This window comes from Methylobacterium sp. BE186 (genome assembly GCF_031457035.1).
Lineage (GTDB): Bacteria > Pseudomonadota > Alphaproteobacteria > Rhizobiales > Beijerinckiaceae > Methylobacterium > Methylobacterium segetis.
Window position 1 is genome coordinate 90,785 of record NZ_JAVDVV010000010.1, and the last position, 26,175, is coordinate 116,959.

Here is a 26,175-nt window from a genome sequence, read left to right on the forward strand (position 1 = left end):
GCATGGCGGTCGGAAGCTTCGCCGCCGCCGTCCTCGTCACGATCGGCCTCGTGCTCTTGTGCTCGCTGTCCTTGTACGGACTTCCCCTGGCCTACAGCGACGCGAGGACCGACAGGACGGTCCTGCGGGAGGCGGCCTTCTACGCAGCCGTTCTGGCGAGTACGCCGTTCTGGCTCATCGGTATCTGGACGACCGCAACCGCATTCGCGGTCGGTGCCCGGCCGGTGGTCCGATGGCTCGGTGTCGGCTGCTGCACCGTGGCGGCCGCCGTCTTCACGCTCTTCTTCTGCCTCGGGCCCGATCTGTAAACGGCCGCACCGGGCCCACACCGGGCTCCAGCCCCGCGGCGCGTCTCACGCAAAGAAAAAGGGGCCGCCTCTCGGCAGCCCCTCCTTCGGTCGATCCGGGTCGGTGGACTTAGAAGTCCATGCCGCCCATGCCGCCGCCGCCCGGCATCGGGGGAGGCGCGTCCTTCTTCGGAGCGTCGGCAACCATCGCCTCGGTGGTGACGAGGAGGCCGGCGACCGAGGCCGCGTCCTGGAGCGCCGTGCGCACGACCTTGGCCGGGTCGACGATGCCCGCCTGGATCATGTCCACGTACTCTTCGGTCTGGGCGTTGAAGCCGTAGGTCTCGGAGCCTGTGTTGTCGGTGATCTTGCCGACGACGATCGAGCCTTCGACGCCCGCGTTCTGGGCGATCTGGCGCAGCGGGGCCTCAAGCGCCTTCAGGACGATCTTGATGCCGGCAGAGACGTCCGCGTTGTCGCTCTTGAGGGCGGCAACCGCCTTCTTGGCGCGCAGCAGCGCGGTGCCGCCGCCCGGCACGATGCCCTCTTCCACCGCGGCGCGGGTGGCGTTGAGGGCGTCGTCGACGCGATCCTTCTTCTCCTTGACCTCGACCTCGGTCGCGCCGCCGACGCGGATCACCGCGACGCCGCCCGCGAGCTTGGCCAGACGCTCCTGAAGCTTCTCGCGGTCGTAGTCCGAGGTGGTCTCCTCGATCTGCGCCTTGATCTGCCCGACGCGGGCCTCGATGTCGGCCTTCTCGCCGGCGCCGTCGATGATCGTGGTGTTCTCCTTCTCGATGCGAACGCGCTTGGCGCGGCCGAGCATCGGGAGGGTCACGTTCTCGAGCTTGATGCCGAGATCCTCGGCGATCATCTGACCGGAGGTCAGGATCGCGATGTCCTCGAGCATGGCCTTGCGGCGGTCACCGAAGCCCGGAGCCTTGACGGCCGCGACCTTGAGGCCGCCGCGCAGCTTGTTCACGACGAGGGTGGCGAGCGCCTCGCCCTCGATGTCCTCGGCGATGATGAGGAGCGGCTTGCCCGTCTGCACCACGGCCTCGAGAACCGGGAGCATCGCCTGCAGCGAGGAGAGCTTCTTCTCGTGGATCAGGATGTAGGGGTCGTCGAGCTCGGCGACCATCTTCTCCGCGTTCGTGATGAAGTACGGGGAGAGGTAGCCGCGGTCGAACTGCATGCCCTCGACGACGTCGAGCTCGGTCTCGGCGGTCTTCGCCTCCTCGACCGTGATGACGCCCTCGTTGCCCACCTTCTGCATGGCGTGGGCGATCATCTCGCCGATCTCGATGTCGCCGTTCGACGAGATCGTGCCGACCTGGGCAACCTCTTCCGACGAGGCGACCTTCTTGGCGCGGCTCGTGATGTCCTTCACGGCGGCCTGGGTGGCGAGGTCGATGCCGCGCTTCAGGTCCATCGGGTTCATGCCGGCGGCGACGTACTTGGCGCCCTCGCGGACGATCGCCTGGGCCAGCACGGTCGCGGTGGTGGTGCCGTCACCCGCGATGTCGTTGGTCTTCGAGGCCACTTCGCGCACCATCTGGGCGCCCATGTTCTCGAACTTGTCGGCGAGCTCGATCTCCTTGGCGACGGTGACGCCGTCCTTGGTGATCCGGGGGGCGCCGAAGCTCTTCTCGATCACGACGTTGCGGCCCTTGGGGCCGAGCGTCACCTTCACCGCGTCGGCGAGGATGTCGACGCCGCGCAGCATCTTCTCGCGGGCATCGGACGAGAAACGTACGTCTTTCGCTGCCATGTGCAGAGATCCTTGAGTTGGAATGGATGAGAGCCCCGAGGCGCCGCCCGCAGGCGGCCTCGAAGGGCGTCCTTCAGGAAACCGTGGGTCGGGCCGCCCTCAGGCGACGACGCCCATGATGTCGGATTCCTTCATGATCAGGAGGTCCTGACCGTCGATCTTGACCTCGGTGCCGGACCACTTGCCGAAGAGCACCCGGTCGCCCGCCTTCACGTCGAGCGCGTTGACACGGCCCTGCTCGTCGCGGGAACCCGGACCGACGGCGACGACCTCGCCCTCCTGCGGCTTCTCCTTGGCGGTATCCGGGATGATGATGCCGCCCTTGGTCTTCTCTTCGCCCTCGATGCGGCGGACGACGACACGGTCGTGCAGCGGACGGAACTTCATGAGCTGCCCTCTTGCTTCGAATTCGCAGGTGGCGTTCAAGCGGTCGGAGCCGGCTCGAACCCAGGCTGTTAGCACTCTCGGGTGTCGAGTGCCAAAGCTGGCCGCGAGATAGGCGCGTGCGTTTTTCGAGTCAAGGCAGGCGCAGCCTTATCGGCCGGGGATGACGGCGAAATGTCGAATCCTGTCCACTCTCCACGGAAATCCTGACCCCATGCTGAGCCTCCACGGACCCGAGGGCGCGGTCGAGCACGCCGCGACGCCCCGGCCCGCCGACCTGCCGCCCCAAGCGATCTGGATCGATCTCGCGGATCCGAGCGCGGAGGAGGCGGAGCTCGTCGAGGAGACGACGGGCCTGCGCGTTCCCTCGCGCCAGGCGCTCAGCGAAGTCGAGAGTTCGAGCCGCCTCAGGCGCCTGCGCAACGGCCTCTCGCTCTCGACGCCGATGATCACCTTCGACCAAGCCGATTCGCAGCTGAAACCCCTCGGCTTCGTGCTGACGAAGGACCGGCTCGTCACCGTGCGATTCCACGACCTGCGGGCCTTCGCGGAGGTGAAGGCCCGCCTCTCCAACGGCGACGGCCCGTCGGCCACGAGCATCGAGATCTTCCTGCTGCTGATGGAGGAGCTCGTCGACAGCCTCGCCGACGCCCTCGAGGAGATGGCCGCCGATCTCGACGCCCTCTCCACGCGGGTGTTCGACTTCGACACGAGCGCGCGGCCGGGTGCCCGCCCGGACGACCGCAAGGCCCCGCGGCGGCGGGACATCGCGTTGCGGCGGATCCTGCGCAGCGTCGGGCGGCGCGGCAAGGCGCTCGGCAAGCTGCGCGCGAGCCTGCTCGGGCTCCAGCGGATCGTCCCCTTCGTGGCGGCCGAGTGCGGCAGCCTCATCGAGGGCGATGCGGATGCGCGCTTCGAGACGATCCAGCGCGACATCGCCTCGCTCGACGAGTTCGAGACGCGGCTCACCGGCAACGTTCAGTTCCTGCTCGACGCGACCCTCGGGCTCATCAACATGGAGCAGAACAACACCTTCCGGATCCTGACGGTTGTCTCGGTGGTGGGCGTGCCGCCGACCCTGATCGCGTCGATGTACGGCATGAACTTCAAGCACATGCCGGAGCTCGACTGGATCTACGGCTACCCCTACGGCCTCGCCCTCATCGCGACGAGCGCGCTCGTCCCGATGGTCTATTTCAAGGTGAAGGGCTGGTTCTGAGCCGCGGACGCGCCGCCTGATCGCACTGCTCGATCGAACCGAAACGCAGCCGTCCGGTGGGAACCTGCAGCCGGACAATCATCCCAGCGGTCTTGCAAACCGTATCGAGGGCTTGCCTGATTGCCGCATGCAGCGCATCGCCCGCGTGGATGGCCGCGATGCGCGACAACCTTCCGAGCCCAGCGAAAGCCGAGTTGCTCGCCGTCGGCAGCGAGGCGCTACGTCGACGCGGTTTGATGCAGGGGAGCGATCACATCGCTGACCTGCTTGGCTGGCAGGCGCAAGCAAGCTCCGGTTTGCACGTGATTTACCGAACGTCCTAAAGGCTGCCCCTGCTCAACGCCTCCATGACGCCGTAATACATCGAAGAGGCCGCCGATTGTGCTGCCGAGTCGATCTTCGATTTAACGGTTTTCGATATTCCGCAGCTTTCGTCCATCTGGTAGACGGTATACATCAATTCGCCGACTTCCGCGATGAGCGCTCCTCCCGTCGCTCCTCCACTCGCTTCGGTCGCCACCAAGAGGCCGACTGTTTTCGACGCGCTGATGCCAACGTATCCTGCGGATATTCCGCACTTCATAATGTTGTTCTTATCCGCGATCTTTGCGATTCCGAGCCCTTTCATAGCCAGTATTTCGGCCAGCTTCCCTGGGCTGATCTTGCCTTTACCCTTCTTCGCTGCGAGGACGAGCTCATAGGCGACGGTGTATTGATCGGCGATGCCCTCGCTCGTGTTCGCTGAAAGGCCTGCGTTGACCAATCCGGCTTTGACAGCTTCGGATGTGCCCTTTTTGACCATAGCCTGCCAGAAATCCCTCTTGTCAGATCCTTTGATGATCTCCTTGACGGGAGTTTTTACCAATTTTGCTAAACTCTCAACGTTTGATTGACCGCCTTTTTGAGATTGCTTTTCGGTTGCGCTCGCCATTTTACTGACATCCGGTGAGTATGAATAGTTATGAATTGCATTCGCGCGTGAATTCGTCAAGATCTGCGTCAGCACGATCCATGCCGTTGAGGCAGTCGCGTCCCAGCACTAAGCAGACGAGCGCTTCGGGGTCTGTCGAGCCGGCGCGAGCCGGTGGTCCGGGCGGTTCGCCCGGGAGGGTCGCATCGCGGTGCCATCCCGGCCGAGGCCGCCGTCTCGTCGATGAACATCAGAGGGTCGGGATCGAGGTCGCGTTGACCCTCGAACCGCGCCTGACGGGCCTCTGCGACATCCGGCCGGTCCTGCTCCGCTGCGTGGAGAGCCGCTTTTTGCGGATGATGCGATGACGGGCCAGGACGCGCGACAGGCTGCCGGTGCTGGTGGTGACGCCTCGCTCCGCCAGCACGATGTTGCCGCGCTCCTGACACAGCCTCAGGATCTGCGGGGCATGGGCCTCGATGACGTGCAAGCGCTAGTCGGCGCCCATCCGCTTGGGCCGGGCATTCCCATCTTGAAGATGGCGGGCGTACCAAAGGCTGACGCTGGGTGCGCTCACCCCGAACCGCTCGCCAACGTGCCGGCAGGTCGCGCCCGCCAGGACGGCGGACACAGCACGCTCGCGCAGATCAACAGAGAGGGGTGAGGACGGCATCGGATTCTTCACCCGACCAACGCACTATCCGACTCGGCCGTTGGCCGGCGATCGCAGGACGCTCTAGCCTTCGATCTTCGAGAAGTCGGCGACCTCGCGCGTCGCGGCGCGCAGGGCGTTGAGGAGGGCGAGGCGGTTCGCCCGCAGAGCCGGATCCTCGGCATTCACCGTGACCTTGTCGAAGAAGGCGTCGACCGGCGCGCGCAGCGTCGAGAGCGCCCGCATCGCGCCCTCGAAATCCTCCGCCGCCACGGCGGAGGAGGCCGCCGCCCGCGCCTCGGCGAGAGCGTCGGCCAGCGCCCGCTCCTCCGGCTCGCCCTTCGCGATGAGGGCGGCATCGGGCGCCGCGTCGTAGGCGCGCCCGTCCTTCTTCTCCTCGATGCGCAGGATGTTGGCCGCGCGCTTCGCCCCGGCGAGGAGGTTGCGGCCGTCGTCGCTGTCGAGGAACGTGCCCAGGGCCTCGACCCGCCGGACGATCATCAGGAGATCGTCCTGGCCGGGAAGGGCGAAGACGGCGTCGATCAGGTCGTGCCGGGCACCCTGGTCGCGGAGATAGACCTTCAGGCGATCGGCGAAGAAGGCAAGGAGATCCGCGCCGGCCTCCTCGCTCAGTCCCCCAGCCCTGGCATGGCCGGAGCCCGCCTGCCGGAAGGCGTCGGCGAGGCGCAGGCGGAAGGCACCGGTGACGACGAGCCGGATGATGCCGAGCGCCGCGCGCCGCAGCGCGTACGGGTCCTTGCTCCCCGTCGGCTTCTCGTCGATCGCCCAGAAGCCGACCAGGGTGTCGAGCTTGTCGGCCAGCGCCACCGCCACGGAGACCGGATCGGACGGGACGCGGTCGGTGGGCCCGAGCGGCTTGTAATGCTCCTCGATCGCGGCGCAGACAGCGTCCGGCTCGCCCTGGAGGTGGGCGTAGGTGCGCCCCATCAGGCCCTGAAGCTCGGGGAACTCGCCGACCATCTCGGTCACAAGGTCGGCCTTGGCGAGGCGCGCCGCGCGCTCGGCCAGATCCGGGTCGGCCCCGATGCGGGGCGCGATCGCGCGCGCCAAAGCCGCGATCCGCGCGACCCGCTCGCCCTGCGTGCCGAGCTTCTCGTGAAACACGATAGTGTCGAGCTTCGGCAGGCGGTCCTCCAGCCGTACCGCCTTGTCGGTCTCCCAGAAGAACTTCGCGTCCGAGAGCCGCGCCCGCACCACGCGCTCGTTGCCGGCGGTGATGGCCGCGCCGCCGTCGCTCGCCACGAGGTTCGAGACCAGGATGAAGGCCGGCGCCAGTTGGTCGGAGCCGCCCTTGCGCAGCACGAAGCACTTCTGGTTGGCGCGGATCGTGGCGCGGATCGCCTCAGGCGGGATGTCGAGGAAGCTCTCGTCGAACGAGCCCATCAGCACGACGGGCCATTCCACGAGGCCCGCGACCTCCTCCAGCAGGCCCTCGTCCTCGACGAGGTCGAGCCCGCGGGCGAAGGCGAGGTCGCGGGCATCGTGCAGGATGATGTCCTTCCGCCGGTCGGCGTCGAGCACGACCTTGGCGCGCTCCAGGCTCGGCGCGTAATCGTCGAAGCGGCGCACCTCGAAGGCGTCGGGCGCGAGGAAGCGGTGCCCGTAGGTGAGCGTCCCGGCCGCGATCCCGTCGACCGAGAAGGGCACGATGTCCGGCGTCTCGGTCTCAGGGCCGAAGGTGGCGACGATGGATTGCAGCGGGCGCACCCAGCGCAGGGCGCCGGCCTGGGCCGACGCGCGTCCCCAGCGCATCGATTTCGGCCAGGGGAAGGCGCGAACGATCTGGGGCAGGATCTCGGCCAGCACGTCGAGCGTCTCGCGGCCCGGGCGCTCGATCACCGCGAGGTAGAACTCGCCCTTCTTCGGGTCGGTGACGATGGTCGCCTCGTCGAGGCTCGCGAGCCCCGCGCCCTTGAGGAAGCCCTGGACGGCGGCGTCCGGCGCGCCGACGCGAGGCCCGCGGCGCTCCTCGCGCACGGCCTCGCCGCGGGGCGGCAGGCCGGCGACGTGCAGGGCGAGGCGGCGGGGCGTCGCGAAGGCCTTGGCCCCCTCGTAGAGGAAGCCGCGCTCGACGAGGGCGTCGGTGACGAGCTTGCGCAGGTCCTCGGCCGCGCGCCGCTGCATGCGGGCGGGGATCTCTTCGGAGCGGAGTTCGAGGAGCAGGTCGGGCATGGATCCACCGGCGGCAGCGGCCGCGCGTCGTGAGGGCGGCGGGGCCGGTGCTCGTTTAGAGAGCCGGCCCGGGGGTGTCGAGGCGCGGAGCGCTCAGGCCGCGGCGGGTGCGCCGCCCCCTTCTGTTCGGAGCCAGGCCGCGCCGCAGGCTTTCGCCAGTTCGCGCACGCGCAGGATGTAGCTCTGCCGCTCGGTGACCGAGATGACGCCGCGCGCGTCGAGCAGGTTGAAGACGTGGCTCGCCTTGATGCACTGGTCGTAGGCCGGCTGCACCATGCGGTGGCGGCCGGCCTCGCTCTCGGGCGCGCCGGCATCGAGGTAGAGGCGGCAGGCCTTCTCGGCGTCGGCGAAGTGGCGGAACAGCATCGCCGTGTCGGCGGCCTCGAAATTGTGGCGGGAATATTCCTGCTCGGCCTGCAGGAACACCTCGCCGTAGGTGACTTTGTCGTCGCCCGTGCCGCCGTTGAAGTTGAGGTCGTAGACGTTCTCCACGCCCTGCACGTACATGGCGAGGCGCTCGAGGCCGTAGGTCAGCTCGCCCGCCACCGGCGCGCACTCGAAGCCCGCGACCTGCTGGAAGTAGGTGAACTGGCTCACCTCCATCCCGTCGCACCAGCATTCCCAGCCGAGGCCCCAGGCGCCGAGCGTCGGGCTCTCCCAATCGTCCTCCACGAAGCGGATGTCGTGGAGCGCGAGATCGACGCCGATCGCCCGCAGCGAGGCGAGGTAGAGGTCCTGCAGGTTCTCGGGGTTCGGCTTCAGGATCACCTGGAACTGGTAGTAATGCTGCAGGCGGTTCGGGTTCTCGCCGTAGCGCCCGTCCTTCGGCCGGCGCGAGGGCTGGACGTAGGCCGCCTTCCAGGGCCTCGGGCCGAGCGCCCGCAGGGTCGTCGCCGGATGGAAGGTGCCGGCCCCCACCTCCATGTCGTAGGGCTGGAGGATCACGCAGCCCTGCTCCGCCCAGAATCGCTGCAGCGTGAGGATCAGCCCCTGGAACGAGGCTTTCGGCGAGAGATCGACGTCGCTCGGCATCGTGAGACGGGTCCGGAGGGCGCAAAACGGAGGGCCGGAGCGTTTAAGTGTGCGTCCCCTCGTGTCAAGCGCGGGGGGGCGTGCGCCGACGCACACAATTCCGTCGCAATTCGGTCAAGATCCGGAACTGCCAAGCCCCCGGCCAAGTTTACGCTGCAACCAGGGGATGACGCTCCGCCTCAGGGCGGACATAAGCTTCGGACGACCAGTCATGCGCAAGGGTTTCACAGTCTTCGCGGCTCTCGTGGCCGCCTCTCTCGTCGCCACGCCGATCGTCATGGGCGCCAGCGCCCTCGCGACCCCGGAGGAAACCTCCGCCGTCGAGAAGCCGGTGGCGATCATGCCGGTCGAGGTCGCGCCCGTGGCGGCTCCCGCCACCGCCGAGACCTGCACCCGCAAGGTCCGGGTGGTCTACAGCGGCTACGGCGCGCCGCAGGGCGGCTGCGCCGCGCCGGCGCGCTGATCCCGGCTCACAGCCCGAAGCGCGCCCAGGCGGCGCGCTCCTCGATGGCGGCGAGCGCCTCCTCGGCGAGGCCGATCCCGCCGGGCGTGGTCCGGCGGAGCAGGCGGGCGAGGAGCGAGCCCTTCGCCTCAGCCACCATCCTGAGGTCGACCGTCTCGCCGTAGCGCGCCCGCATCGCGGTGCGCACGTCGCCGAGCCCGTCGACGAGGCCGAGACCGAGAGCCTGGCGGCCGGTCCAGATCGCGCCGGTGAACAGGTTCTCGCCCTCCTTGGGGAGGTTCGGCCGGCGCTCGGTCACGAGCCGCGTGAACACCTCCTGCACGTCGGCCTGGATTTGCTTCAGGCGCGCCACGTCGGCCGGGTCCTCCGGCCGGAACGGGTCGAGCATCGCCTTCGCCTCGCCCTGCGTGTGGACCCGGCGCTCGACGCCGATCCGCTCGATCAGCCGGTCGAACCCGAAGCCCGCCGAGACGACGCCGATCGAGCCGACGACGGAGGTCGGGTCGGCGATGATCTCGTCGGCCGCGCAGGCGATCATGTAGCCGCCCGACGCCGCGACATCCTCGACGAAGGCGAAGACGGGGAGCGTCTTCTCCGCCGCCAGCGCCCGGATGCGGCGGTGGATCAGGTGCGACTGGGCCGGCGAGCCGCCCGGCGAGTTGATGACGAGGGCCACTGCCACGGCGCCCTTCATGGCGAAGGCGCGCTCCAGGCTGCCCGCCACCGAGCCGATGGAGAGGCCCGGCCGGATCGGCGACACCGCGCCGATCGCGCCGCTGAGACGCACCACCGCCACGCGCGGCGGGCGCTCCCGGAGGCGTCTCGGCAGAAGGGCCCGGACGGGCGCGGGAAGTGACAGCGGCATGGATCCTCGCATCGCAGGGCATCCAGCCGCCTGCGCAACCACACCCTGCGTAATCCACCTCGCCGGGCGATGCCATCGGCACCCCGTACGCCACCGAACGATTTTCGGACTCCGCCGTTTCTGAGGGCCGCGACACCTGACGCCCGGGCCTGCGGCGGCATCGAGACGGGCGATCCGATCCGGGGAAGGGAGACACGCCATGCGTGCTTTGATGATGATGTTCCTGGCGCTCGCCGCGCTCGGCGGGGCGGCGGGCCTCAGCCTGTCGGCGAAGGCGGCGCCGCTGCCCGTCGCCGCGAGCCTCGCCGAGACCGGCGAGGGCAAGCTCCTGACCGAGGTGCGCTGGCGCCACCGGCGGCATTGGCACCGGCATCACGGCTGGCGGCGCCACCATTGGCGGCGGCACCACCATTGGCGGCGCCATCACCACTGGCGGCGGCACCATTGGCACCGCCATCACGGCTGGCGGCGGCACCATTACGGCCGGCGTCATTTCGGCGGTCTTGTGGGCTACCGCCCGGTTCAGCACCGGCAATACGGCTGGCGCCCGTTCTACTGAGGCGTCGCCTCCGCCTCCATCGCGGCGCCCTCGCCGCGATGGAGCGCCTCGCTTTCCGGCGTCGCGCGCCCCTGTGGATCCTGCAGGACCAGCGGGTGCAGGATCCGCAGGGGGGCGCGGCTTCCCTTCGTGCCCGCGATCAGGACACGGATCGCCGGCCGGTCGGCGCGGGCATGGACGGGGCGGATCGCGAGGCCGCCGAACCTCTGCCCGATCGCCTGCAGGCAGGCGGCGAGGGCATCGGCGCGGTGGATCAGTCCGAGGCGGCCGCCGGGCCGCACGACGTCCGAGCAGGTCCGTAGCCACGCATCGAGCGATCCCGCCTCGAAGCTGTGGGCCGAGGCCCGGCCGCAATGGGGCGAGGGCCGGTGCCGCCCGGCTTCGAGGAAGGGCGGGTTGGTCAGCGCGATGTCGACCGAATCCGCCGCGAGCCCGGCAGCCCGGCGCGGGCCGGCCGCCGCGAGGATGTCGGCCTCGCAGATGCTGACGCGCGATTCGAGCCCGTTCTCCGCGGCATTCCAGCGGGCAAGATCGGCGAGTTCCGGCTCCCGCTCGACGAGGATGACGCGGCTGCGGGGAGCGCGCAGGGCGTAGCTCAGCCCGACGAGCCCCGTGGAGGCGCCGAGATCGCACACGACCCGTCCCTCCTCGGCGGGGAACAGCATCCCGAGGAGCACGGCGTCGGTGCCGGCGCGGTGCGCGCCCCGCGGGGGCTGGCGCAGGCGCAGGCGGCCGCCGAGGAACAGGTCCGGCTCAGCCGCCGGCATCGCGCAGTTCGTGGGCGAGGCCGACCTCGGTGAGGAGGCGCCGTGCCTGCCTCGCGTGGTCGTCCGGCACGAGGAGCCTTCGGGGGAAGGCGCCGATCGTCCCTTCCATCAGGCTCATGTGCTCGTCGGCGACGAGCACGGGGATGTCCGCGCCCTCCAGGAGCGAGCGCGCGAATCCGATGAGGACGATATCGTTGGTGCGGATCAGTTCGATCATCGGAGTTCGATCATCGGGGTTCGATCATCATGGGGCTCGCGGACGGGCGGCGCTTTCGCCGCGTACAGCTTCGCGTGCGGGCGCGCCATATCCGATGCGATCCGCACCTCGTTCGGGCGCGGCGTGTTGCAGCGCCACGGGCCGCGTGCGAAGGGGTGCCCCACGTATCGTCGCAGCATGTCTGGCCGGGAGGCATCGGACCTTGGGTGTCGTGGTTTCCTTCGATGAAGGCCGCTCCGATCCGGAAGCGAGCCTGACCGAACTCGTCGCGCTCGTGGCCGCCGGGATGGAGCGCGTCAACGCGATGATCCTGTCGCGCACGGGCTCGGACGTCGCGATGATCCCCGAGGTGGCCAACCACCTGATCGCGTCCGGCGGCAAGCGCCTGCGCCCGATCCTGACGCTCGCCACCGCAGATCTCTGCGGCTACGCGGGCGGCGACGGCGCCGTGAAGCTCGCCGCCAGCGTCGAGTTCATGCACACCGCGACCCTCCTGCACGACGACGTCGTGGATGAGAGCGACATGCGGCGCGGGCGCGTCGCGGCGCGGATCAACTGGGGCAATCAGGCGAGCGTCCTCGTCGGCGACTTCCTGCTGGGCCAGGCCTTCCGGATGATGGTCGAGGTGGGCTCGCTGCGCGCCCTCGACATCCTGTCCGCTGCCGCCACCGTGATCGCCGAGGGTGAGGTGATGCAGCTCACCGCGGCCAAGAACACGGAGACGAGCGAGGACGAGTATCTCGCCGTGATCCGCTCCAAGACCGCGGAATTGTTCGCGGCGGCCTGCGAGGTCGGCCCCGTGCTCGCCGACCGGCCGCGCGCGGAGCAGGCGGCCTGCCGCTCCTACGGGATGAATCTCGGCATCGCCTTCCAGCTCATCGACGACGTGCTCGATTACGGCGGCACCAGCGCCAGCCTCGGCAAGAACGTCGGCGACGATTTCCGCGAGGGCAAGATCACGCTGCCGATCGTGCTCTCCTTCCGCCGCGGGACCGACGAGGAGCGGGCCTTCTGGCGCCGCACGCTGGAGAAGGGCGAGGTGGAGGCCGGCGATCTCGAGACCGCCCGCGCCATCCTGCGCCGCCACCGGGCGCTGGAAGACACGGTGGAGCGGGCCCGGCATTACGGCGCGATGGCGCGGGACGCGCTCGCGCTGTTCCCGCACGGCCGGATGAAGGCGGCCCTGCTCCAGGTCGTCGATTTCTGCATCGCCCGGGCGCACTGACCCGGACGGCCTAGCGCAGCAGCGTCGGCTCGACCCACCAGCCGGGCATCGCACGCGCGATCGCGCGCGCGCCGAGCGCCGCCTGGCTGCGATGGGCGAAGATGCCGAAGACGGTCGCGCCGGAGCCCGACATCCGGGCGAGGCGGCAGCCGCCCTGCGCCCGCAGGCTCGCCAGCGCCTCGCCGATCACCGGCGCGAGCGTGAGCGCGGGAGCTTCGAGGTCGTTTCGCGCCGGGCCGATCAGGCTGAGCAGCCCGTTGGGGCCGAGCCCCTGCGCCACCTCCGGATGATCCGCGCCGGCCAGCGTGTCGCCGGGCGCGAGGCCGAGCGCCTTGAAGACGGGCGCGGTCGGCACCGGGACACCGGGATTGATGAGGACGGCCGGGAGGGGCGACAGGTCGAGCGGGGAGCCGATCGTCTCGCCCGCGCCGCGCATCATCCGGGCGCGCGGATCGAGGCAGACCGGCACGTCCGCCCCCGTCGCGCGGGCCGATTCGACAAGGGTTGGGTGGTCGAGGGCAAGCCCGTTCAACTCCGCGAGGAGCCGGAGCGCGGCCGCGGCATCCGAGGAGCCGCCCCCGATCCCGGCCGCCACGGGCAGGCGCTTCAGGAGGCGGAAGCGGCCGGTGCGCAAGCCCGGCACGCGCTCGGCGAGATGGCGCGCCGCCCGCAGAACGAGGTTGTCCGCGTTCGGGCCGGCCGGCCCCGCGGTCGGTCCCGAGATCGCGAGATCGAGATCCGGGCCGGGCTCCAGGGTCAGGTGGTCGCCCACCCCCGCGAAGGCGACGAGGCTTTCGAGGGCGTGATAGCCGTCCGCCTCCCGTCGCCCCAGCACGTGCAGGGTGAGGTTGATCTTCGCCGGAGCGCGGGTGGCGAGGCTCTGCATGGATGTCGAGGGTTCGTGAGGAGGGCCGCTCTGCGACGGAGCGGAGAGCGTTCGCGGCGCGGAGGCCGCGATGCGGGGCTCGGACAGGGCTGACGAGACACCGCTCTCATCCTGCGGTGCCGCGGGGCGGCCTCGGAGACAGGCTCCGGGTTTCGGGCGGCGCCTGCGGGACTGCCGCGCCCGCGCCGGGGTGGCCGAGAGGGAAGGGGGCTTCGCCCCCGCTCAGCTGCCGCCCTTCTTCTTCGCCTTGTCGGCGGCGCCCGGAGGCTCGCTCGGGGCGGGCGCGCCCTTCGGCAATTCCGGGTTCTCGGCATTGTGGGGGGCCGCGACCGGGGCGGGCGGGTTCTCGGCCGTCGCCGTCGGCTTCTCGACGTCGGGCAGGCCGTTCTTCAGCTTCTCGTTGATCTTCTCGAGCTCTTCGGCCTCGGGGTTCAGGTCCTTGGCGTGCTGCCACTGGAACTTGCCCTCAAGGCGGCGGCCGGAGCGCCAGTAGGCGTCGCCGAGATGGTCGTTGATGGTCGGGTCGCCGGGCTTGAGCTCGACGGCCTTCTCCAGTTCGCGCACCGCGTCGTCCCAGCGGCCGAGGCGGTAATAGGCCCAGCCCAGGCTGTCGATGATCATGCCGTCGCGCGGGCTCGCATCGACGGCCTGCTTCAGCATCTTGAAGGCGTCGTCGATGTTCATGTTCTGGTCGACCCAGGAATAGGCGAGGTAGTTCAGCACCTGCGCCTTGGCGCTGAGCTGGCTCGGCGGCACGAGCTCCAGCGCCTTCTTGAGGTCGGCCTCCGCCCTCGGCCATTGCTTGGCCCGCTCGTAGGCGGTGCCGCGGAAGTAGAAGGTCGTCCAGTAGTTCTGGATGGGCCGGTCGCCGATCAGCTCAATGGCGCGGCTGTAGGTCACCGCGGCGTCCTCGTACTTCTTGCGCGAGCGCTGCACGTTGCCGAGGGCGGTGATCACGTCGATGTCGTCGGGATGCGCCTTCATCGCCGCGTCGAGATGTGCGAGCGCCTCCTCGCCCTTGCCCATCTGCTCGAGGTTCAGGCCGATCTGGATGTCGGCATTGAGCTTGAGGGGCGAGCTGGCCGGGATCTGCGCGTAGGCGTCGTTCGCCCGCTCGGGCTGCTTCATCCGGTCGAGCGTGTCGGCGAGCGTGAGCCGGGCGAGCGCGTGCTCGGGGGCGAGGTAGAGGGCGAGCCGCAGGTAGACCACGGCCGGCAATTCGTCGCCCTGCGTCGAGCCCGCCGAGCCGAGCCCGTAGAGCACCTCGGCCGCACCCTCCTGGGCCGATCCGATCAGCCGCGGCAGCGGCTTGCCCGACTTCAGCTTGTCGAGGGCGTCGCGGATGATGGGGTGGCGCGGCAGGAGGTTGTCGAACTCGGTATAGGCCTGGATCGCGAGGTCGGTGCGCCCGGCCTGGGCCTCGAAGCGCGCGTAGGCATCGACGATGCGCAGGGTGTTGCGGTCCGCGTCGTAGGCGGCCTTGAGGCGGCGCTCGGCCTCGGCCTGATCGCCGACGAGGCTCGCGATGAGCCCGGCATGGTAGTCCCGGAAGGTGTTGTAGTAGCGCTCGCCCTTGAGCTTCGAGACGGTCTCCAGCGCCCGCTTGCCGTCCCCGGCGCCCGCATAGGCCCAGGCGGTCACGAGCGTGGCGGTGAGGTCGGCGGCCGCGCCCCGGCCGCTCCGGGAGAGGTTCTGGCGCGCGCCGGCCCACTGGCCGGCCTTGATCTGGCGGACGCCGAGGGCGAGCTGGGCGAGGCCGTTGGCCCCGTCGCGGGTCGTCAGCCGCTCGGCGGCGCGGAAGGCGTCGGGCAGGGCGCCGTCGGCGAGCATCGAGACGAAGGCGCGTTCCAAAAGCTCGGCGTTGCGCGGGTCGGCCTTCACGGCCTCGCGGTAGAAGCTCGCGGCGGCGGCCGTGTCGCGCGAGGCGCCGGCGATGTAGGCCGAGAGGAAGTTGCCCTCAAGCGATTCCGCCGGCTCGTACTCGGAGAGCGGCGTGGATTCGCGCGGCTGCGCGGCGAGCGCCGTCACCGCGAGGGGCAGGCTTCCGGTCAGCGTGAGGGCGAGCACCGACGCGGTGCGGAGGGCGGCTTTTCCGAGTGTGGGCACCAGTCACGGCTCCTGCGCGCGCCGGCCGGTTTCCGGGCCGGCGCCGATGTGGCGGGGACAGTGGACTCTTCCCGCCACGGCCGCAAGGCGAAAGGATGACGCCCCCGCGGCACGTCCGGAGCCGCGCGGGCGGGGCGGGCGAAGTCCTTGGAACGGCTCACATGTTGGGGTAGTTCGGGCCGCCGGGACCCTCGGGCGTGACCCAGTTGATGTTCTGGTTCGGGTCCTTGATGTCGCACGTCTTGCAGTGCACGCAGTTCTGCGCGTTGATCTGGTAGCGCACCCCGTCGCTCGCGGAGGCGTCCGCCACCCACTCGTAGACGCCGGCCGGGCAGTAGCGGGCCGAGGGGCCGCCGAACACGTCGTGCTCGGAGCTCTTCTGCAGGCCCATGTCCCGAACCTGGAGGTGGGGCGGCTGGTCCTCCTCGTGGTTCGTGTTCGAGAGGTAGACGGAGGAGAGCCGGTCGAAGGTCAGCTTGCCGTCGGGCTTCGGATAGACGATCGGCGTCACCTCCGAGAGCGGCTTCAGGCAGGCATGGTCCGGCTTGCCGTGCTTGAGGGTGCCGAAGGGCGAGGCGTTGAAGATCGAGGTCGCCCACATGTCGACCCCGCCGAGGCCCACGCCGACGAGCGTTCCGTAGCGCGACCAGAGCGGCTTGACGTTGCGCACGGCCTTGAGGTCGCGCCCGATCGGGCTGGCGCGCCAGCCGGCCTCGTACTCGGCCAGCTCGTCGCCCTGGCGCCCGGCCGCGAGCGCGGCGGCGATGGCGTCGGCGGCCTGGATGCCGGAGAGCACCGCGTTGTGCGAGCCCTTGATGCGCGGCACGTTCACGAAGCCCGCGGAATCGCCGACGAGGCAGCCGCCGGGGAAGACGAGCTTCGGCACCGATTGCCAGCCGCCCTCCATGATGGCCCGCGCCCCGTAGCCGATGCGCTTGGCGCCCTCGAACACGTCCCGGATCATCGGGTGCGTCTTGAAGCGCTGGAACTCCTCGAAGGGCGAGAGGGTCGGGTTCTCGTAGTTCAGGTGCGTGACGAAGCCGACCGAGAGCAGGTGGTCGTCGAAATGGTAGAGCCAGGAGCCGCCACCGGCCTTGTTCGGCAGGGGCCAGCCCATCGTGTGCTGGACGAGGCCGGGCTGGAACTTCTCCGGCGCGAGCTGCCACAGCTCCTTCACGCCGATCCCATATTTCTGGTGGTCGCGGCCCTTGTTGAGCCCGAACCTCTCGACGAGCCCCTTGGTCAGCGATCCGCGCGCGCCCTCGCCGAAGACCGTGTACTTCGCACGCAGCTCCATGCCGCGGGTGAAGTCCTCGCGCGGCACGCCCGAGCGGCCGATGCCGAGATCGCCGGTCGCGATGCCGACGACGGCGCCGCGCTCGTCGTAGAGCACCTCGGAGGCGGGGAAGCCGGGATAGATCTCGACGCCGAGCTCCTCCGCCTTGCGGCCGAGATACTTCGCGACGTTCGAGAGCGAGCCGACGAAGTTGCCGTGGTTCGACATCAGACGCGGGAAGAACACGTTCGGCAGGCCGATGCCGCTGTTCCGCGTGAGGAACATGAACTCGTCGCGCTCGACCGCCGTCTTGAGGGGGCGGTCGGGGTCGCTGCGCCACTCGGGCAGGAGCGCATCGAGGCCGAGCGGGTCGACGACCGCGCCGGACAGGATGTGGGCGCCGACCTCGGAACCCTTCTCGACGACGACGACGCTGATCTCCTCGCCGCGCTCGGCGGCGATCTGGCGCAGGCGGATCGCGGCGGCGAGACCCGCGGGCCCGGCGCCCACGATCACCACGTCGAAATCCATTCCCTCGCGTTCGGGAAGCGCCATTCCGTGTCCTCCTGCCGCCGTGCCCGCGGCGTCATCCGCGCAGAGCCGGCCTGTCTCGTTGATCGCTCTCTCTCAACCCGTTCCAAGGTAGGAAGGCAAGCGCGAATGGACAGGCTTGCAAAACCGTCGCGGGGATTGCTCAGATCTTCGCGCGCACGTTGTCCACAGGCTTTGGCGACACCACATCTCCCCTCATGACTTCACCAGCCGACTTCGACCGGGACCTGATCTCGCTGCTCGATTTCCACGTGGAGGCCGGCGCCGACGCGGCCCTCGACGAGCGCCCGCACGACCGCTTCGACGAGGCCGACGAGCCGCGCGCCGAGCGCCGCCCGGCCGCAGCGCCGCGCAGGGAGCTCGCGCCCGCGCGCGCGGAGCCCGCCCGGCCCCCCGAGCGGCCGGCGCCGCAGCGCACCTTCGGGCAATCGGCGGCGGCCAAGCCGGGCGAGGCGGCGGGCGATGCCCGCGCACGGGCCGCCGAGACCAAGACGCTGGAGGAGCTGGAAGCCCTGCTCGCCGGCTTCGACGGCTGCCCGCTCAAGTTCACGGCCAAGAACCTCGTCTTCGCCGACGGCAACCCGGCCGCGCGGGTGATGTTCGTCGGCGAGGCGCCCGGCGCCGACGAGGACCGGGTCGGCAAGCCCTTCATGGGCCGCTCCGGCCAGCTCCTCGACCGGATGATGGCGGCGATCGGCCTCGACCGGACCTCGGCCTACATCGCCAACATCGTGCCCTGGCGCCCGCCCGGGAACCGCAACCCGACGCCCCAGGAGGTCTCGGTCTGCAGGCCCTTCATCGAGCGGCAGATCGAGCTCGCCGACCCGGACCTGATCGTCTGCCTCGGCAGTCCGTCGACGCAGACCCTGACGGGCACGAAGGACGGCATCCTGAAGGCGCGCGGCCGCTTCTACCCCTATCGCGTCGGGGACCGGGAGATCCGGGCACTGGCGACGCTGCACCCCGCCTACCTGCTGCGCCAGCCCGTCCAGAAGCGGCTCGCGTGGCGCGACTTCCGGCTGGTGCGCGCGGCCCTCGAGGGCAAGGCTTGAATCGGACGCGCCCTTGCCTCAAGACGCGCCGCCGGCCCAAGCGGAACCGTAGCTCCGGTGCGGCCATTGAATGGGCGGTTGCCGGCGGGTGACCTGTAACGGGTGGTGCGGCCATGCGCTGGGAAGATTTCCGCAGTTCCGACAACGTCGAGGACCGGCGCGGCGAAGGCGGCGGCGGCGGTGGTTTCGGATTCCCGGGTGGCGGGGCCGGCGGCCTCGGCATCGGCACGATCGTCGTCCTGATGATCATCGGCTGGGTCACCGGCATCAACCCGGCGATCCTGATCGGCGGCGCCGAGCAGATGACCCGCGGGCGCGAGCCCCAGGAGCAGACCGACCCGCAGACGCAGCAGCGCCGCCGCACGCCGCCCGCCGACCAGAGCGGCCAGTTCGCGGCCAAGATCCTCGGCAACACCGAGGACGTCTGGAGCACGGTGCTGCCGAACCAGACCGGGAAATCCTACCCGCCGACGCGGCTCGTCCTCTACAAGGGCGGCACCCGCAGCGGCTGCGGCTCGGCCCAGTCGGCGATGGGCCCGTTCTACTGCCCGCTCGACAAGAAGGTCTATCTCGACACGTCCTTCTTCCAGGAGATGGGCCAGAAGTTCGGCGTGAAGGGCGACTTCGCCTACGCCTACGTGATCGCCCACGAGGTCGGGCATCACGTGCAGGACGTGCTCGGCATCCTCGGCAAGGTGCAGGCCCGCCAGCAGGCCTCGGGCAAGGTCGAGTCGAACCACCTCTCGGTGCGCGTCGAGCTGATGGCCGATTGCCTCGCCGGCGTCTGGGCCAAGAACTCGGACGACCGCTTCAACGCCCTGGAGCAGGGCGACATTGAGGAGGCCCTGCGGGCGGCGAGCGCGATCGGCGACGACAAGCTGCAGGAGCGCAGCCAGGGCTACGCGGTGCCCGATTCCTTCACGCACGGCTCCTCCGAGCAGCGCATGCGCTGGTTCATGACGGGCTACAAGACCGGGCAGACCAAGGCCTGCGACACGTTCCGCAGCGCGGGCAACTGACGGGCGCAACAGGCTCCCTTTCCCGGACGGGAGAGGTGAGGGCGCCTCCTAGACCGGCTTCGTGATCTTGCGGCCCCGCGAGGGCCGCGTCATCGCCTCGAGCTCCAGCAATTCGTGAAGCTGCTCTTCCGTGAGCAGCCCTTCCTCCAGCACGAGGTCGGCGACCGGGCGATTCTCGGCGAGCGCGCGCTGCGCCACCCGCGAGCAATTCTCGTAGCCGAGCGCCGGCACCAGCGCCGTGACGAGGCCGATGCTGCCGTGGACGAGGCTCCTGCAGCGCTCGCGGTCGGCCTCGATGCCCTCGACGCAGCGCCGCGTCAGGGTCTCGACGCCCGAGGTCAGCATCCGGATCGAGGAGAGCACGCAATAGCCGATGGTCGGCTCGAAGGCGTTGAGCTGGAGTTGGCCGCCCTCGGCGCAGAGGGTCACGGTGAGGTCCTGGCCGATCACGAGGAAGGCCACTTGGTTGACCACCTCGGGGATCACCGGGTTGACCTTGCCGGGCATGATCGAGGAGCCAGCCTGGACGGGCGGCAGCCGGATCTCGCCCAGTCCCGTGCGCGGCCCCGAGGAGAGCAGGCGCAGGTCGTTGCAGAGCTTCGAGAGCTTCACGGCGACGCGCTTCAGCACGCCCGAGAACAGCACGAAGGCGCCGAGATCCGAGGTCGCCTCGATCAGGTTCGAGGCGAGGATCATGGGCTGGCCGGAGGCGCGCGACAACTCCTCGACGGCGAGCGCCGCGTAGCGCGGATCGGCGTTGATGCCCGTGCCGATGGCGGTCGCGCCGAGATTGACCTCGCGGAAGAGCCCGACGATCTCGGTGATGCGCGCCACATCCTCCTTGATCGTGGTGTGGAAGCTGTCGAATTCCTGGCCGAGCGTCATCGGCACGGCGTCCTGCAGCTGCGTGCGGCCCATCTTGAGCACGTCGGCGAACTCGACCGCCTTGCCCTTGCAGGCATAGGCGAGGTCGTCGAGGGCGCGCACCAGCGGCGCGGTGGCGAAGATCACGGCGAGGCGGAGGGCGGTCGGGTAGGCGTCGTTTGTCGACTGCGCCATGTTGACGTCGTCGTTCGGGTGGAGCGCCGCGTAGTCGCCGAGGGGGCGGCCCATCAGCCGGAGGGCCACGTTCGCGATCACCTCGTTCGCGTTCATGTTGGTCGAGGTGCCCGCACCGCCCTGGATGGCGTCGACCACGAAGGATTCGGCGTAGCTCTTGTCGGTCGCGACGAGGGTGCAGGCGCGCTCGATCGCGTCGGCCTTCTCCGGCGGCAGGTAGCCGAGCCGCCGGTTCGCCCGGGCGGCGGCCTGCTTCACCAGCGCGAGCGCCCGGACGAGTTCGGGAAAATGCCCGACCGGCACGCCGGTGATCGGGAAATTCGCTACCGCGCGCTTGGTGTGGATGCCCCAGAGCGCGTCCGCCGGCACGTCCGCGTAGCCGAGGAGATCGTGCTCAGAGCGGGTCCGCGACCCTTCCATCTCGACGGTGCGCACCGTCGAGACGGCGAGGTTGTCCGGCATGTCGGGCGTCTGCGCGCTCTGCGCCGCTTCGGTCTCCATCGGGTCCTCCCGTTCGGGTCTGGGACAGGCGCGGAGCCTAGCAGACGCGGGAGGCCGTCGCAGGGATCAGGCCAGGCCCCGGCCGATCACGATTTGCCGGCCTCGGCATTCGGGAAGAACAGCTGCTCGCCCTCGATCTTGTAATCGGCGATGGCGCGCTGCCCGTCCGGGGCGATCAGCCAGTCGACGAAGGCCTGCCCCTCCTTGGCCTTCACCTGCGGGTGCTTCTCGGGGTTCACCAGCATCACGCCGTACTGGTTGAACAGGCGCTTGTCGCCCTGGACCAGGATCGCGAGGTCGCCGCGATTCTTGAACGAGAGCCACGTGCCACGGTCGGCGAGGATGTAGGCGTTCGCGGCCGAGGCGGTGTTGAGCGCCGGGCCCATGCCCTGGCCGACATCCTTGTACCAATCGCCCCTGACGGCGCCGAGATCGAGGCCGGCCTCCTTCCAGTAGCGGAGTTCCGCCGCGTGGGTGCCGGAGCGGTCGCCGCGCGAGACGAACGGCGCCTTGGCGGCGGCGATCCGGGCGAAGGAAGCGGTCACGTCGCCGCCCCTGGCGCCGGCCGGATCCGCCTTCGGTCCGGCGACGACGAAGTCGTTGTACATCACGGCGTGCCGCTTCGTGCCGAAGCCCTCCGCGACGAACTTCTCCTCCGCCGCCCTGTCGTGGACGAACACGACGTCCGCGTCGCCGCGGCGGCCGACGTCGAGGGCCTGGCCGGTGCCCAAAGCCACGATCTTGACGCCGATGCCCGTCTTCTCGGTGAAGCGCGGCAGCAGGTGCTTGAACAGGCCCGACTGCTCGGTCGACGTGGTCGAGGCGACCGTGATCGTCTGCGGCTCGGCCCATGCCGGCCCGGCAAGTCCCGGCCCGGCGAGGAGGGCGGCGAGGCCGAGGCTCAGGAGGCTGCGGCGAAGGATGTCCATGGAAGTTCTCCCTTGAGATAGGCGCGGGCTTCCGCGGTGCGGGGCGAGAAGAGGACCTGGCGGGTCGGGCCGTGCTCGACGGCACGGCCCGCGGCGAGGACGAGCACGTCGTCGGCGAGCCGCGCGACCTGCCCGAGATTGTGCGAGACGAGGACGACCTTGGTGCCGCCTCGGGCCATCTCGGAGACGAGCGCCTCGATCGTCTCGGTCGCCGCCGGGTCGAGGCTCGCCGTGGGCTCGTCGAGGAGGAGGAGTTGCGGCTGCGTCGCCCAGGCACGGGCGAGGGCGAGGCGCTGCTGCTCGCCACCGGACAGCTTCGTCGCCGGGTCGCCGGCGCGCCCCTGCAGGCCGACCCGGGCCAGCGCCGCCTCGATGCGCGCCGCCCGCGCCGCCCGGCCGAGGCCCAGCGGGTCGAGGGCGAGGCCGATGTTGCGGGCCAGGCTCGCGCGCACCAGGGCCGGGCGCTGGAACACGAAGGCGCGCCGCGCCGAACCGTCCGCCCCGATGCGGATCGTGCCCGCGCTCGGCGCCAGCAGGCCGTCGATCAGGCGCAGCGTCACGCTCTTGCCGGCGCCGTTCGGCCCGATCACGGCGGTGATGCCGGCGCCCCCGATCGTCGCGTCGAGGCGATCGAGGATGGTCCGACCGCCGACGCGGTAGACGAGCCCGTCGAGGCGGATCGGAACGGACACCCTCATCCGTAGGCCCTCGCCGCGTAGCTCCGCAGGAGGGAGGCCGCCGCGTTCACGGCGACGACGAGGGCCATCAGGACGAGGCCGAGGGCGAGCGCGAGCGCGAGGTCGCCCTTCTGGGTCTCCAGCGAGATCGCCGTCGTCATGGTCCGGGTGAAGCCGTCGATGTTGCCGCCGACGACGAGCACGGCCCCGATCTCGGAGATCGCCCGCCCGAAGGCGGCGAGCACCGCCGTCAGCAGCGAGAAGCGCACGTCGAAGATCAGGATGCCCGCCCTGCGCCACGCGGAGAGGCGGAGCGAGCGCAACTGCTCGCCGAGATGCGCCTCCGCGTCGGCGACGATCTGCCGGGTGAGGGCGGCGATGAGCGGCGTCACCAGCACGCTCTGGGCGGCCACCATCGCGGCGGGGGTGAACAGCAGCCCGAAGGGCCCGAAGGGGCCGGAGCGCGAGAGCAGCAGGTAGATCACGAGCCCGACGATGACCGGCGGCAGGCCCATCGACGCGTTCATCAGGCCGACGACGCCCTGGCGTCCCGGGAAATGCGCGACGGCGACGAGGGCGCCGAGCGGGATGCCGACCGCGCAGCCGATCAGCACCGCCGAGACGCTCACCCGCAGCGACAGCCAAGCGATGGCCACGACCTCCCGGTCGAGGCTCGCGAGACGCGAGAAGGTGTCGGTCAGGGTCTCGTACATCGTCGATGCTGCGCGCTTCCCCTCCTCATGCTAACGGTGGCGCCGCGAATTCAATAGGAAAGCGCTTGCATATGTCGGCCGCCCTGCATCTCGCCGGGACGATCGGGCTGGGTCACGGCACGGTCCCGCTGGAGGCAGCCTTTCGGCTGCTCGACGCGCTCGCCGGGGAGAAGTCTCTGCAGGGGGCGGCCCGCCGCCTCGGGATCTCCTATCGCTGCGCCTGGGGACGGATCGGGACCATCGAGGCGGCGTGCGGGCAGGCCGTTGCGGTGAAGACGAAGGGGCACGGCTCGCTGCTCACCCCGTTCGGCAGCGCGCTCCTCGCCGCGATCGCCGACGCCTACGCCGAGACCGAAGCGGCGCTCGAGGAGGCCCGGCTGCGCCTCGACCGGCGGCTCGGCGCGCTCGCCGCCCCGCTCGCCGCGCCCCTGCGCCTCGCCGCGAGCCACGACACGCTCCTCACGGGCGTGCTCGCCGGCCGCCCCGACATCGAGACCTCGGTCGCGGGCAGCGCCGAGGCCCTGGCGAAGCTCGCGGCCGGCAGCGTCGACGCGGCGGGCTTCCATTTCGGCGCCCGCGAGGCCCGTCCGGATTCGCCCTTCGCGGCCCTCTTCGCGGACCCGGACCGCAGGATCGTGCCCCTCTTCCTGCGCGAGCAGGGGCTGATGCTCGCGCGCGGCAACCCGCTCGGCCTGTCCGGGATCGCCGACATCGCGGCCACGGGCGCGCGCTTCGTCAACCGGCAGCGGGGGGCCGGCACGCGGCTCTGGTTCGAGCGGCTCTGCCGCGAGGCGGCTGTCCCCGCCGAGGCGATCCGGGGCATCGAGACGGAGGAATTCACCCATCAGGCGGTCGCCGCGATCATCGCCTCGGGCGCGGCCGATGTCGGCATGGGCACCCGCGCCGTCGCCGCCCGCTTCGGCCTCGGCTTCCTGCCGCTCGGCGAGGAGACGTATTTCCTGGCGACCCGGGCGGGCTTCGAGCACCCGGCGCTCGCGCCCCTCGTCGAGGCGGTCCGGGAGCGGGCCGGGGACGAGCTCGGCTACGGGCCGGCCTGAGCCATCAGGGCGCGGCCGGTCTCACAGCAGCGCGGCGTGGGGATGGAACAGGATCGTGTCGCCCTCCGCGACGCCCCGCGCGTCGTCCGCGAGTTCGGCCAGGCCGTCGCTTCCCGTCAGCGAGGTGATCACGCCCGCCCCCTCGCGGGGAAACTTCACGGCCTCGACCGTCCCATCGGCCGCGCGGCGCAGGTTGACCCGCACGAATTCCCGCCGGCCCGTCTTCTTGCGGTAGGCGAAGGCGGCCCGCACGGGCAGGCCGAGGGGGCGCTCGTAGGTGGCGCCGCCGAGCCGGGCGAGGAGGGGGCGGACCACGAACAGGAGCGTCACGTAGACGGCGACCGGGTTGCCGGGCAGCCCCACGAACGGCGTCCCGCCGACGACGCCCATCGCCACGGGCCGGCCCGGCTTGATCGCGAGGCGCCAGAAGACGAGGCGTCCCGCCGCCTCGACGGCGGCCTTCACATGGTCCTCCTCGCCCGTCGAGACGCCGCCCGAGGTGAGGATGAGATCGTGATCCGCGGCCGCCCGCGCGATGTTCGCGATCAACGTCCCGCCCTCGTCGCGGAGGATCCCGAGATCATCGACCTCGACCCCGAGGCGCGTCAGCAGGGCGGCCAGCATGACCCGGTTCGAATCGTGGATCGCGCCGGGTCCCAGGGCCTCGCCCAGGGCGATCAGCTCGTTGCCGGTCGAGAACAGCGCCACCTTCAGGCGGCGCCGCACCCGGATCCCGGCATGACCCGTCGCGGCGGCGAGCGCCAGATCCTGCGGCGTCAGGCGCCTGCCCGCGGGAATCGCGACGGCGCCCCGGGCCAGATCCTCGCCGGCCGGCCGGCTGTTGGCGCCCCGCTTCAGGCCCGCCGGCAGCACGACGCCATCCCCCTCGAGCCGGACGTCCTCCTGCATGAACACGGTGTCGGCGTCGGCCGGCATCGGCGCCCCCGTGAAGATGCGGACGGCAGCGCCCGCGGCGCTGACGGCCTCGGCGGACGCGCCCGCCGCGAGGCGCCCGCGCAAGGGGAGCCGCGTCTCGCCGTCCGGGGCGAGATCGTCGTAGCGCACGGCGTAGCCGTCCACCGCCGAGTTCCGGAAGGGCGGCAGGTCGATCCGCGCCGTGACGTCTCCGGCGGCGATGCGCCCGTCGGCGAGGCCGAGGGGGATCGTCTCGGACGCCTCGATCGCGGGAAGGCGCTCGCCGATGAGGGCGACGGCGTCCTCGATCGTCATGAGCGGGCCGCCGAAGGCGAAGCAATCGTCAGTCAGCTGCGCCATGGGAGTCCAGCCTTTCCAGGACGCTGCCGATCGGCTCCGCCAGCCGCAGGACGAGCTCGGCGATGGCCTCGACATCGTCGAGCCGCGCGACGGGCCGCCCCGCATCGGGGAAGGGCGCGTCGCTCGCGACCGCGACGATGCGGGCATCGCCAGGGTGCAGGGGGGCCCGCCCGTTCGCCGCCCGGAAGATCTCGAGCTTCGGGTGGCTCTCGCGCTTGAAGCCCTCCACCAGCACGATGTCGCAGGGGCTGAGGCGCCGCAGCAGGGCGGCGAGGCTCGCCTCGGGCGCGTCGCCGAGCTCGTGGATCTGCGCCCAGCGCCGGGACGAGGCGATGATGACCTCGCTCGCCCCGACCTCGCGGTGAACGAAGGAATCCTTGCCCGGCCGGTCGATCTCGAAGGCGTGGTGGGCGTGCTTCAGGGTCGCGACGCGCAGGCCCCGGCCGGTCAGTGCCGGGATCAGCTTCGTCAGGAGCGTCGTCTTGCCGGCTCCGCTCCAGCCGGCGAGCCCGATCACGCGCATGTCCC

General features: G+C 70.5%; 26 protein-coding genes and 1 pseudogene. 8 read left to right on the plus strand and 19 right to left on the minus strand.

From position 1 onward, the window contains the following. Window positions 1-2: 2 nt before the first annotated feature. Window positions 3-308, plus strand: coding sequence for a hypothetical protein (locus J2X36_RS12990; protein ID WP_310350196.1), 306 nt, complete (start codon window positions 3-5; stop codon window positions 306-308). A gap of 109 nt (window positions 309-417) precedes the next feature. On the opposite strand, the gene groL is transcribed toward J2X36_RS12990, so the two are convergent. Beyond that, window positions 418-2,058, minus strand: a complete 1,641-nt coding sequence (gene groL / locus J2X36_RS12995; RefSeq protein ID WP_132250239.1) for a chaperonin GroEL — start codon at window positions 2,056-2,058, stop codon at window positions 418-420. 99 nt (window positions 2,059-2,157) lie between these two features. Further along, window positions 2,158-2,445, minus strand: a complete 288-nt coding sequence (groES, locus tag J2X36_RS13000) for a co-chaperone GroES (RefSeq protein ID WP_132250241.1) — start codon at window positions 2,443-2,445, stop codon at window positions 2,158-2,160. 211 nt (window positions 2,446-2,656) lie between these two features. On the opposite strand from groES, the gene J2X36_RS13005 reads away from it, so the two are divergent. Then, window positions 2,657-3,661 carry a magnesium transporter CorA family protein gene (locus J2X36_RS13005; protein WP_310350199.1) on the plus strand — a complete coding sequence of 335 codons (1,005 nt, stop codon included), beginning with the start codon at window positions 2,657-2,659 and terminating at the stop codon, window positions 3,659-3,661. A 319-nt stretch (window positions 3,662-3,980) separates the two neighbouring features. Here J2X36_RS13005 and J2X36_RS13010 read toward each other — a convergent pair whose 3' ends face one another. The 5 genes and pseudogenes from J2X36_RS13010 to J2X36_RS13025 form a co-directional block, all read right to left on the minus strand. Further along, complete coding sequence (locus J2X36_RS13010) at window positions 3,981-4,667, minus strand: hypothetical protein (protein ID WP_310350201.1); 687 nt, start codon at window positions 4,665-4,667, stop codon at window positions 3,981-3,983. A 109-nt stretch (window positions 4,668-4,776) separates the two neighbouring features. Continuing rightward, window positions 4,777-4,956, minus strand: a pseudogene (locus J2X36_RS26885) (IS630 family transposase); the annotation flags it as partial. 108 nt (window positions 4,957-5,064) lie between these two features. Beyond that, the gene (locus tag J2X36_RS26890; protein ID WP_405029782.1) at window positions 5,065-5,244 is read right to left on the minus strand and encodes a helix-turn-helix domain-containing protein; all 180 of its coding nucleotides are present in this window, start codon (window positions 5,242-5,244) and stop codon (window positions 5,065-5,067) included. A 63-nt stretch (window positions 5,245-5,307) separates the two neighbouring features. After that, the gene (glyS, locus tag J2X36_RS13020) at window positions 5,308-7,416 is read right to left on the minus strand and encodes a glycine--tRNA ligase subunit beta (RefSeq protein ID WP_310350204.1); all 2,109 of its coding nucleotides are present in this window, start codon (window positions 7,414-7,416) and stop codon (window positions 5,308-5,310) included. A 93-nt stretch (window positions 7,417-7,509) separates the two neighbouring features. Continuing rightward, a complete protein-coding gene (locus J2X36_RS13025) occupies window positions 7,510-8,448 on the minus strand; it encodes a glycine--tRNA ligase subunit alpha (RefSeq protein WP_310350206.1) in 939 nt (312 codons plus the stop codon). 211 nt (window positions 8,449-8,659) lie between these two features. Between J2X36_RS13025 and J2X36_RS13030 the strand changes: the two genes are divergently transcribed. Then, on the plus strand, window positions 8,660-8,911 hold the full coding sequence (locus tag J2X36_RS13030; protein WP_132250253.1) for a hypothetical protein: 252 nt from the start codon (window positions 8,660-8,662) through the stop codon (window positions 8,909-8,911). 7 nt (window positions 8,912-8,918) lie between these two features. Here the strand turns inward: J2X36_RS13030 and J2X36_RS13035 are convergent, their stop codons facing one another. Continuing rightward, window positions 8,919-9,776: a S49 family peptidase gene (locus J2X36_RS13035; RefSeq protein WP_132250255.1), complete on the minus strand. Its 858-nt coding sequence runs from the start codon at window positions 9,774-9,776 to the stop codon at window positions 8,919-8,921. A 199-nt stretch (window positions 9,777-9,975) separates the two neighbouring features. On the opposite strand from J2X36_RS13035, the gene J2X36_RS13040 reads away from it, so the two are divergent. Next, window positions 9,976-10,335, plus strand: coding sequence for a hypothetical protein (locus J2X36_RS13040; protein ID WP_132250257.1), 360 nt, complete (start codon window positions 9,976-9,978; stop codon window positions 10,333-10,335). Here the strand turns inward: J2X36_RS13040 and J2X36_RS13045 are convergent. Together J2X36_RS13045 and J2X36_RS13050 are read right to left on the minus strand one after the other, a co-directional pair. Continuing rightward, a complete protein-coding gene (locus J2X36_RS13045; RefSeq protein ID WP_310350208.1) occupies window positions 10,329-11,102 on the minus strand; it encodes a methyltransferase in 774 nt (257 codons plus the stop codon). The genes J2X36_RS13040 and J2X36_RS13045 overlap by 7 nt on opposite strands. Beyond that, window positions 11,089-11,319: a DUF2007 domain-containing protein gene (locus J2X36_RS13050; RefSeq protein ID WP_132250261.1), complete on the minus strand. Its 231-nt coding sequence runs from the start codon at window positions 11,317-11,319 to the stop codon at window positions 11,089-11,091. Before J2X36_RS13050 ends, J2X36_RS13045 begins: the two co-directional genes overlap by 14 nt. Before the next feature lie 202 nt (window positions 11,320-11,521). On the opposite strand from J2X36_RS13050, the gene J2X36_RS13055 reads away from it, so the two are divergent. Then, window positions 11,522-12,544 carry a polyprenyl synthetase family protein gene (locus J2X36_RS13055; protein WP_310350210.1) on the plus strand — a complete coding sequence of 341 codons (1,023 nt, stop codon included), beginning with the start codon at window positions 11,522-11,524 and terminating at the stop codon, window positions 12,542-12,544. Between the two features lie 10 nt (window positions 12,545-12,554). Here J2X36_RS13055 and J2X36_RS13060 read toward each other — a convergent pair whose 3' ends face one another. From J2X36_RS13060 to J2X36_RS13070, 3 genes are all read right to left on the minus strand, one after another. Further along, a complete protein-coding gene (locus tag J2X36_RS13060) occupies window positions 12,555-13,430 on the minus strand; it encodes a 4-(cytidine 5'-diphospho)-2-C-methyl-D-erythritol kinase (RefSeq protein WP_310350212.1) in 876 nt (291 codons plus the stop codon). A 222-nt stretch (window positions 13,431-13,652) separates the two neighbouring features. Then, window positions 13,653-15,536: a tetratricopeptide repeat protein gene (locus tag J2X36_RS13065; protein WP_310350215.1), complete on the minus strand. Its 1,884-nt coding sequence runs from the start codon at window positions 15,534-15,536 to the stop codon at window positions 13,653-13,655. A 157-nt stretch (window positions 15,537-15,693) separates the two neighbouring features. Beyond that, complete coding sequence (locus J2X36_RS13070; protein ID WP_310350218.1) at window positions 15,694-17,367, minus strand: electron transfer flavoprotein-ubiquinone oxidoreductase; 1,674 nt, start codon at window positions 17,365-17,367, stop codon at window positions 15,694-15,696. A 194-nt stretch (window positions 17,368-17,561) separates the two neighbouring features. Between J2X36_RS13070 and J2X36_RS13075 the strand changes: the two genes are divergently transcribed. Beyond that, on the plus strand, window positions 17,562-18,416 hold the full coding sequence (locus J2X36_RS13075) for a uracil-DNA glycosylase (RefSeq protein ID WP_310350221.1): 855 nt from the start codon (window positions 17,562-17,564) through the stop codon (window positions 18,414-18,416). Window positions 18,417-18,529: 113 nt separating this feature from the next. After that, window positions 18,530-19,435: a neutral zinc metallopeptidase gene (locus tag J2X36_RS13080; protein WP_310350223.1), complete on the plus strand. Its 906-nt coding sequence runs from the start codon at window positions 18,530-18,532 to the stop codon at window positions 19,433-19,435. 48 nt (window positions 19,436-19,483) lie between these two features. Here J2X36_RS13080 and J2X36_RS13085 read toward each other — a convergent pair whose 3' ends face one another. From J2X36_RS13085 to J2X36_RS13100, 4 genes are all read right to left on the minus strand, one after another. Continuing rightward, window positions 19,484-20,995, minus strand: coding sequence for an aspartate ammonia-lyase (locus tag J2X36_RS13085; protein WP_132254340.1), 1,512 nt, complete (start codon window positions 20,993-20,995; stop codon window positions 19,484-19,486). A gap of 86 nt (window positions 20,996-21,081) precedes the next feature. Further along, window positions 21,082-21,924, minus strand: coding sequence for a substrate-binding domain-containing protein (locus tag J2X36_RS13090; protein WP_310350228.1), 843 nt, complete (start codon window positions 21,922-21,924; stop codon window positions 21,082-21,084). After that, window positions 21,897-22,622: an ATP-binding cassette domain-containing protein gene (locus J2X36_RS13095; RefSeq protein ID WP_310350231.1), complete on the minus strand. Its 726-nt coding sequence runs from the start codon at window positions 22,620-22,622 to the stop codon at window positions 21,897-21,899. The genes J2X36_RS13090 and J2X36_RS13095 overlap by 28 nt, the downstream gene beginning before the upstream one ends. Beyond that, window positions 22,619-23,314 carry an ABC transporter permease gene (locus J2X36_RS13100; protein WP_132254343.1) on the minus strand — a complete coding sequence of 232 codons (696 nt, stop codon included), beginning with the start codon at window positions 23,312-23,314 and terminating at the stop codon, window positions 22,619-22,621. The genes J2X36_RS13095 and J2X36_RS13100 overlap by 4 nt, the downstream gene beginning before the upstream one ends. A gap of 71 nt (window positions 23,315-23,385) precedes the next feature. On the opposite strand from J2X36_RS13100, the gene J2X36_RS13105 reads away from it, so the two are divergent. After that, window positions 23,386-24,372, plus strand: a complete 987-nt coding sequence (locus J2X36_RS13105) for a helix-turn-helix transcriptional regulator (protein ID WP_310350234.1) — start codon at window positions 23,386-23,388, stop codon at window positions 24,370-24,372. A 21-nt stretch (window positions 24,373-24,393) separates the two neighbouring features. Here J2X36_RS13105 and glp read toward each other — a convergent pair whose 3' ends face one another. Continuing rightward, window positions 24,394-25,647 (minus strand): gephyrin-like molybdotransferase Glp, encoded by a 1,254-nt coding sequence (gene glp, locus J2X36_RS13110; RefSeq protein WP_310350237.1) that lies wholly within the window; start codon window positions 25,645-25,647, stop codon window positions 24,394-24,396. Then, a complete protein-coding gene (gene mobB, locus J2X36_RS13115; RefSeq protein ID WP_310350340.1) occupies window positions 25,631-26,170 on the minus strand; it encodes a molybdopterin-guanine dinucleotide biosynthesis protein B in 540 nt (179 codons plus the stop codon). The genes glp and mobB overlap by 17 nt, the downstream gene beginning before the upstream one ends. Window positions 26,171-26,175 lie beyond the last annotated feature (5 nt).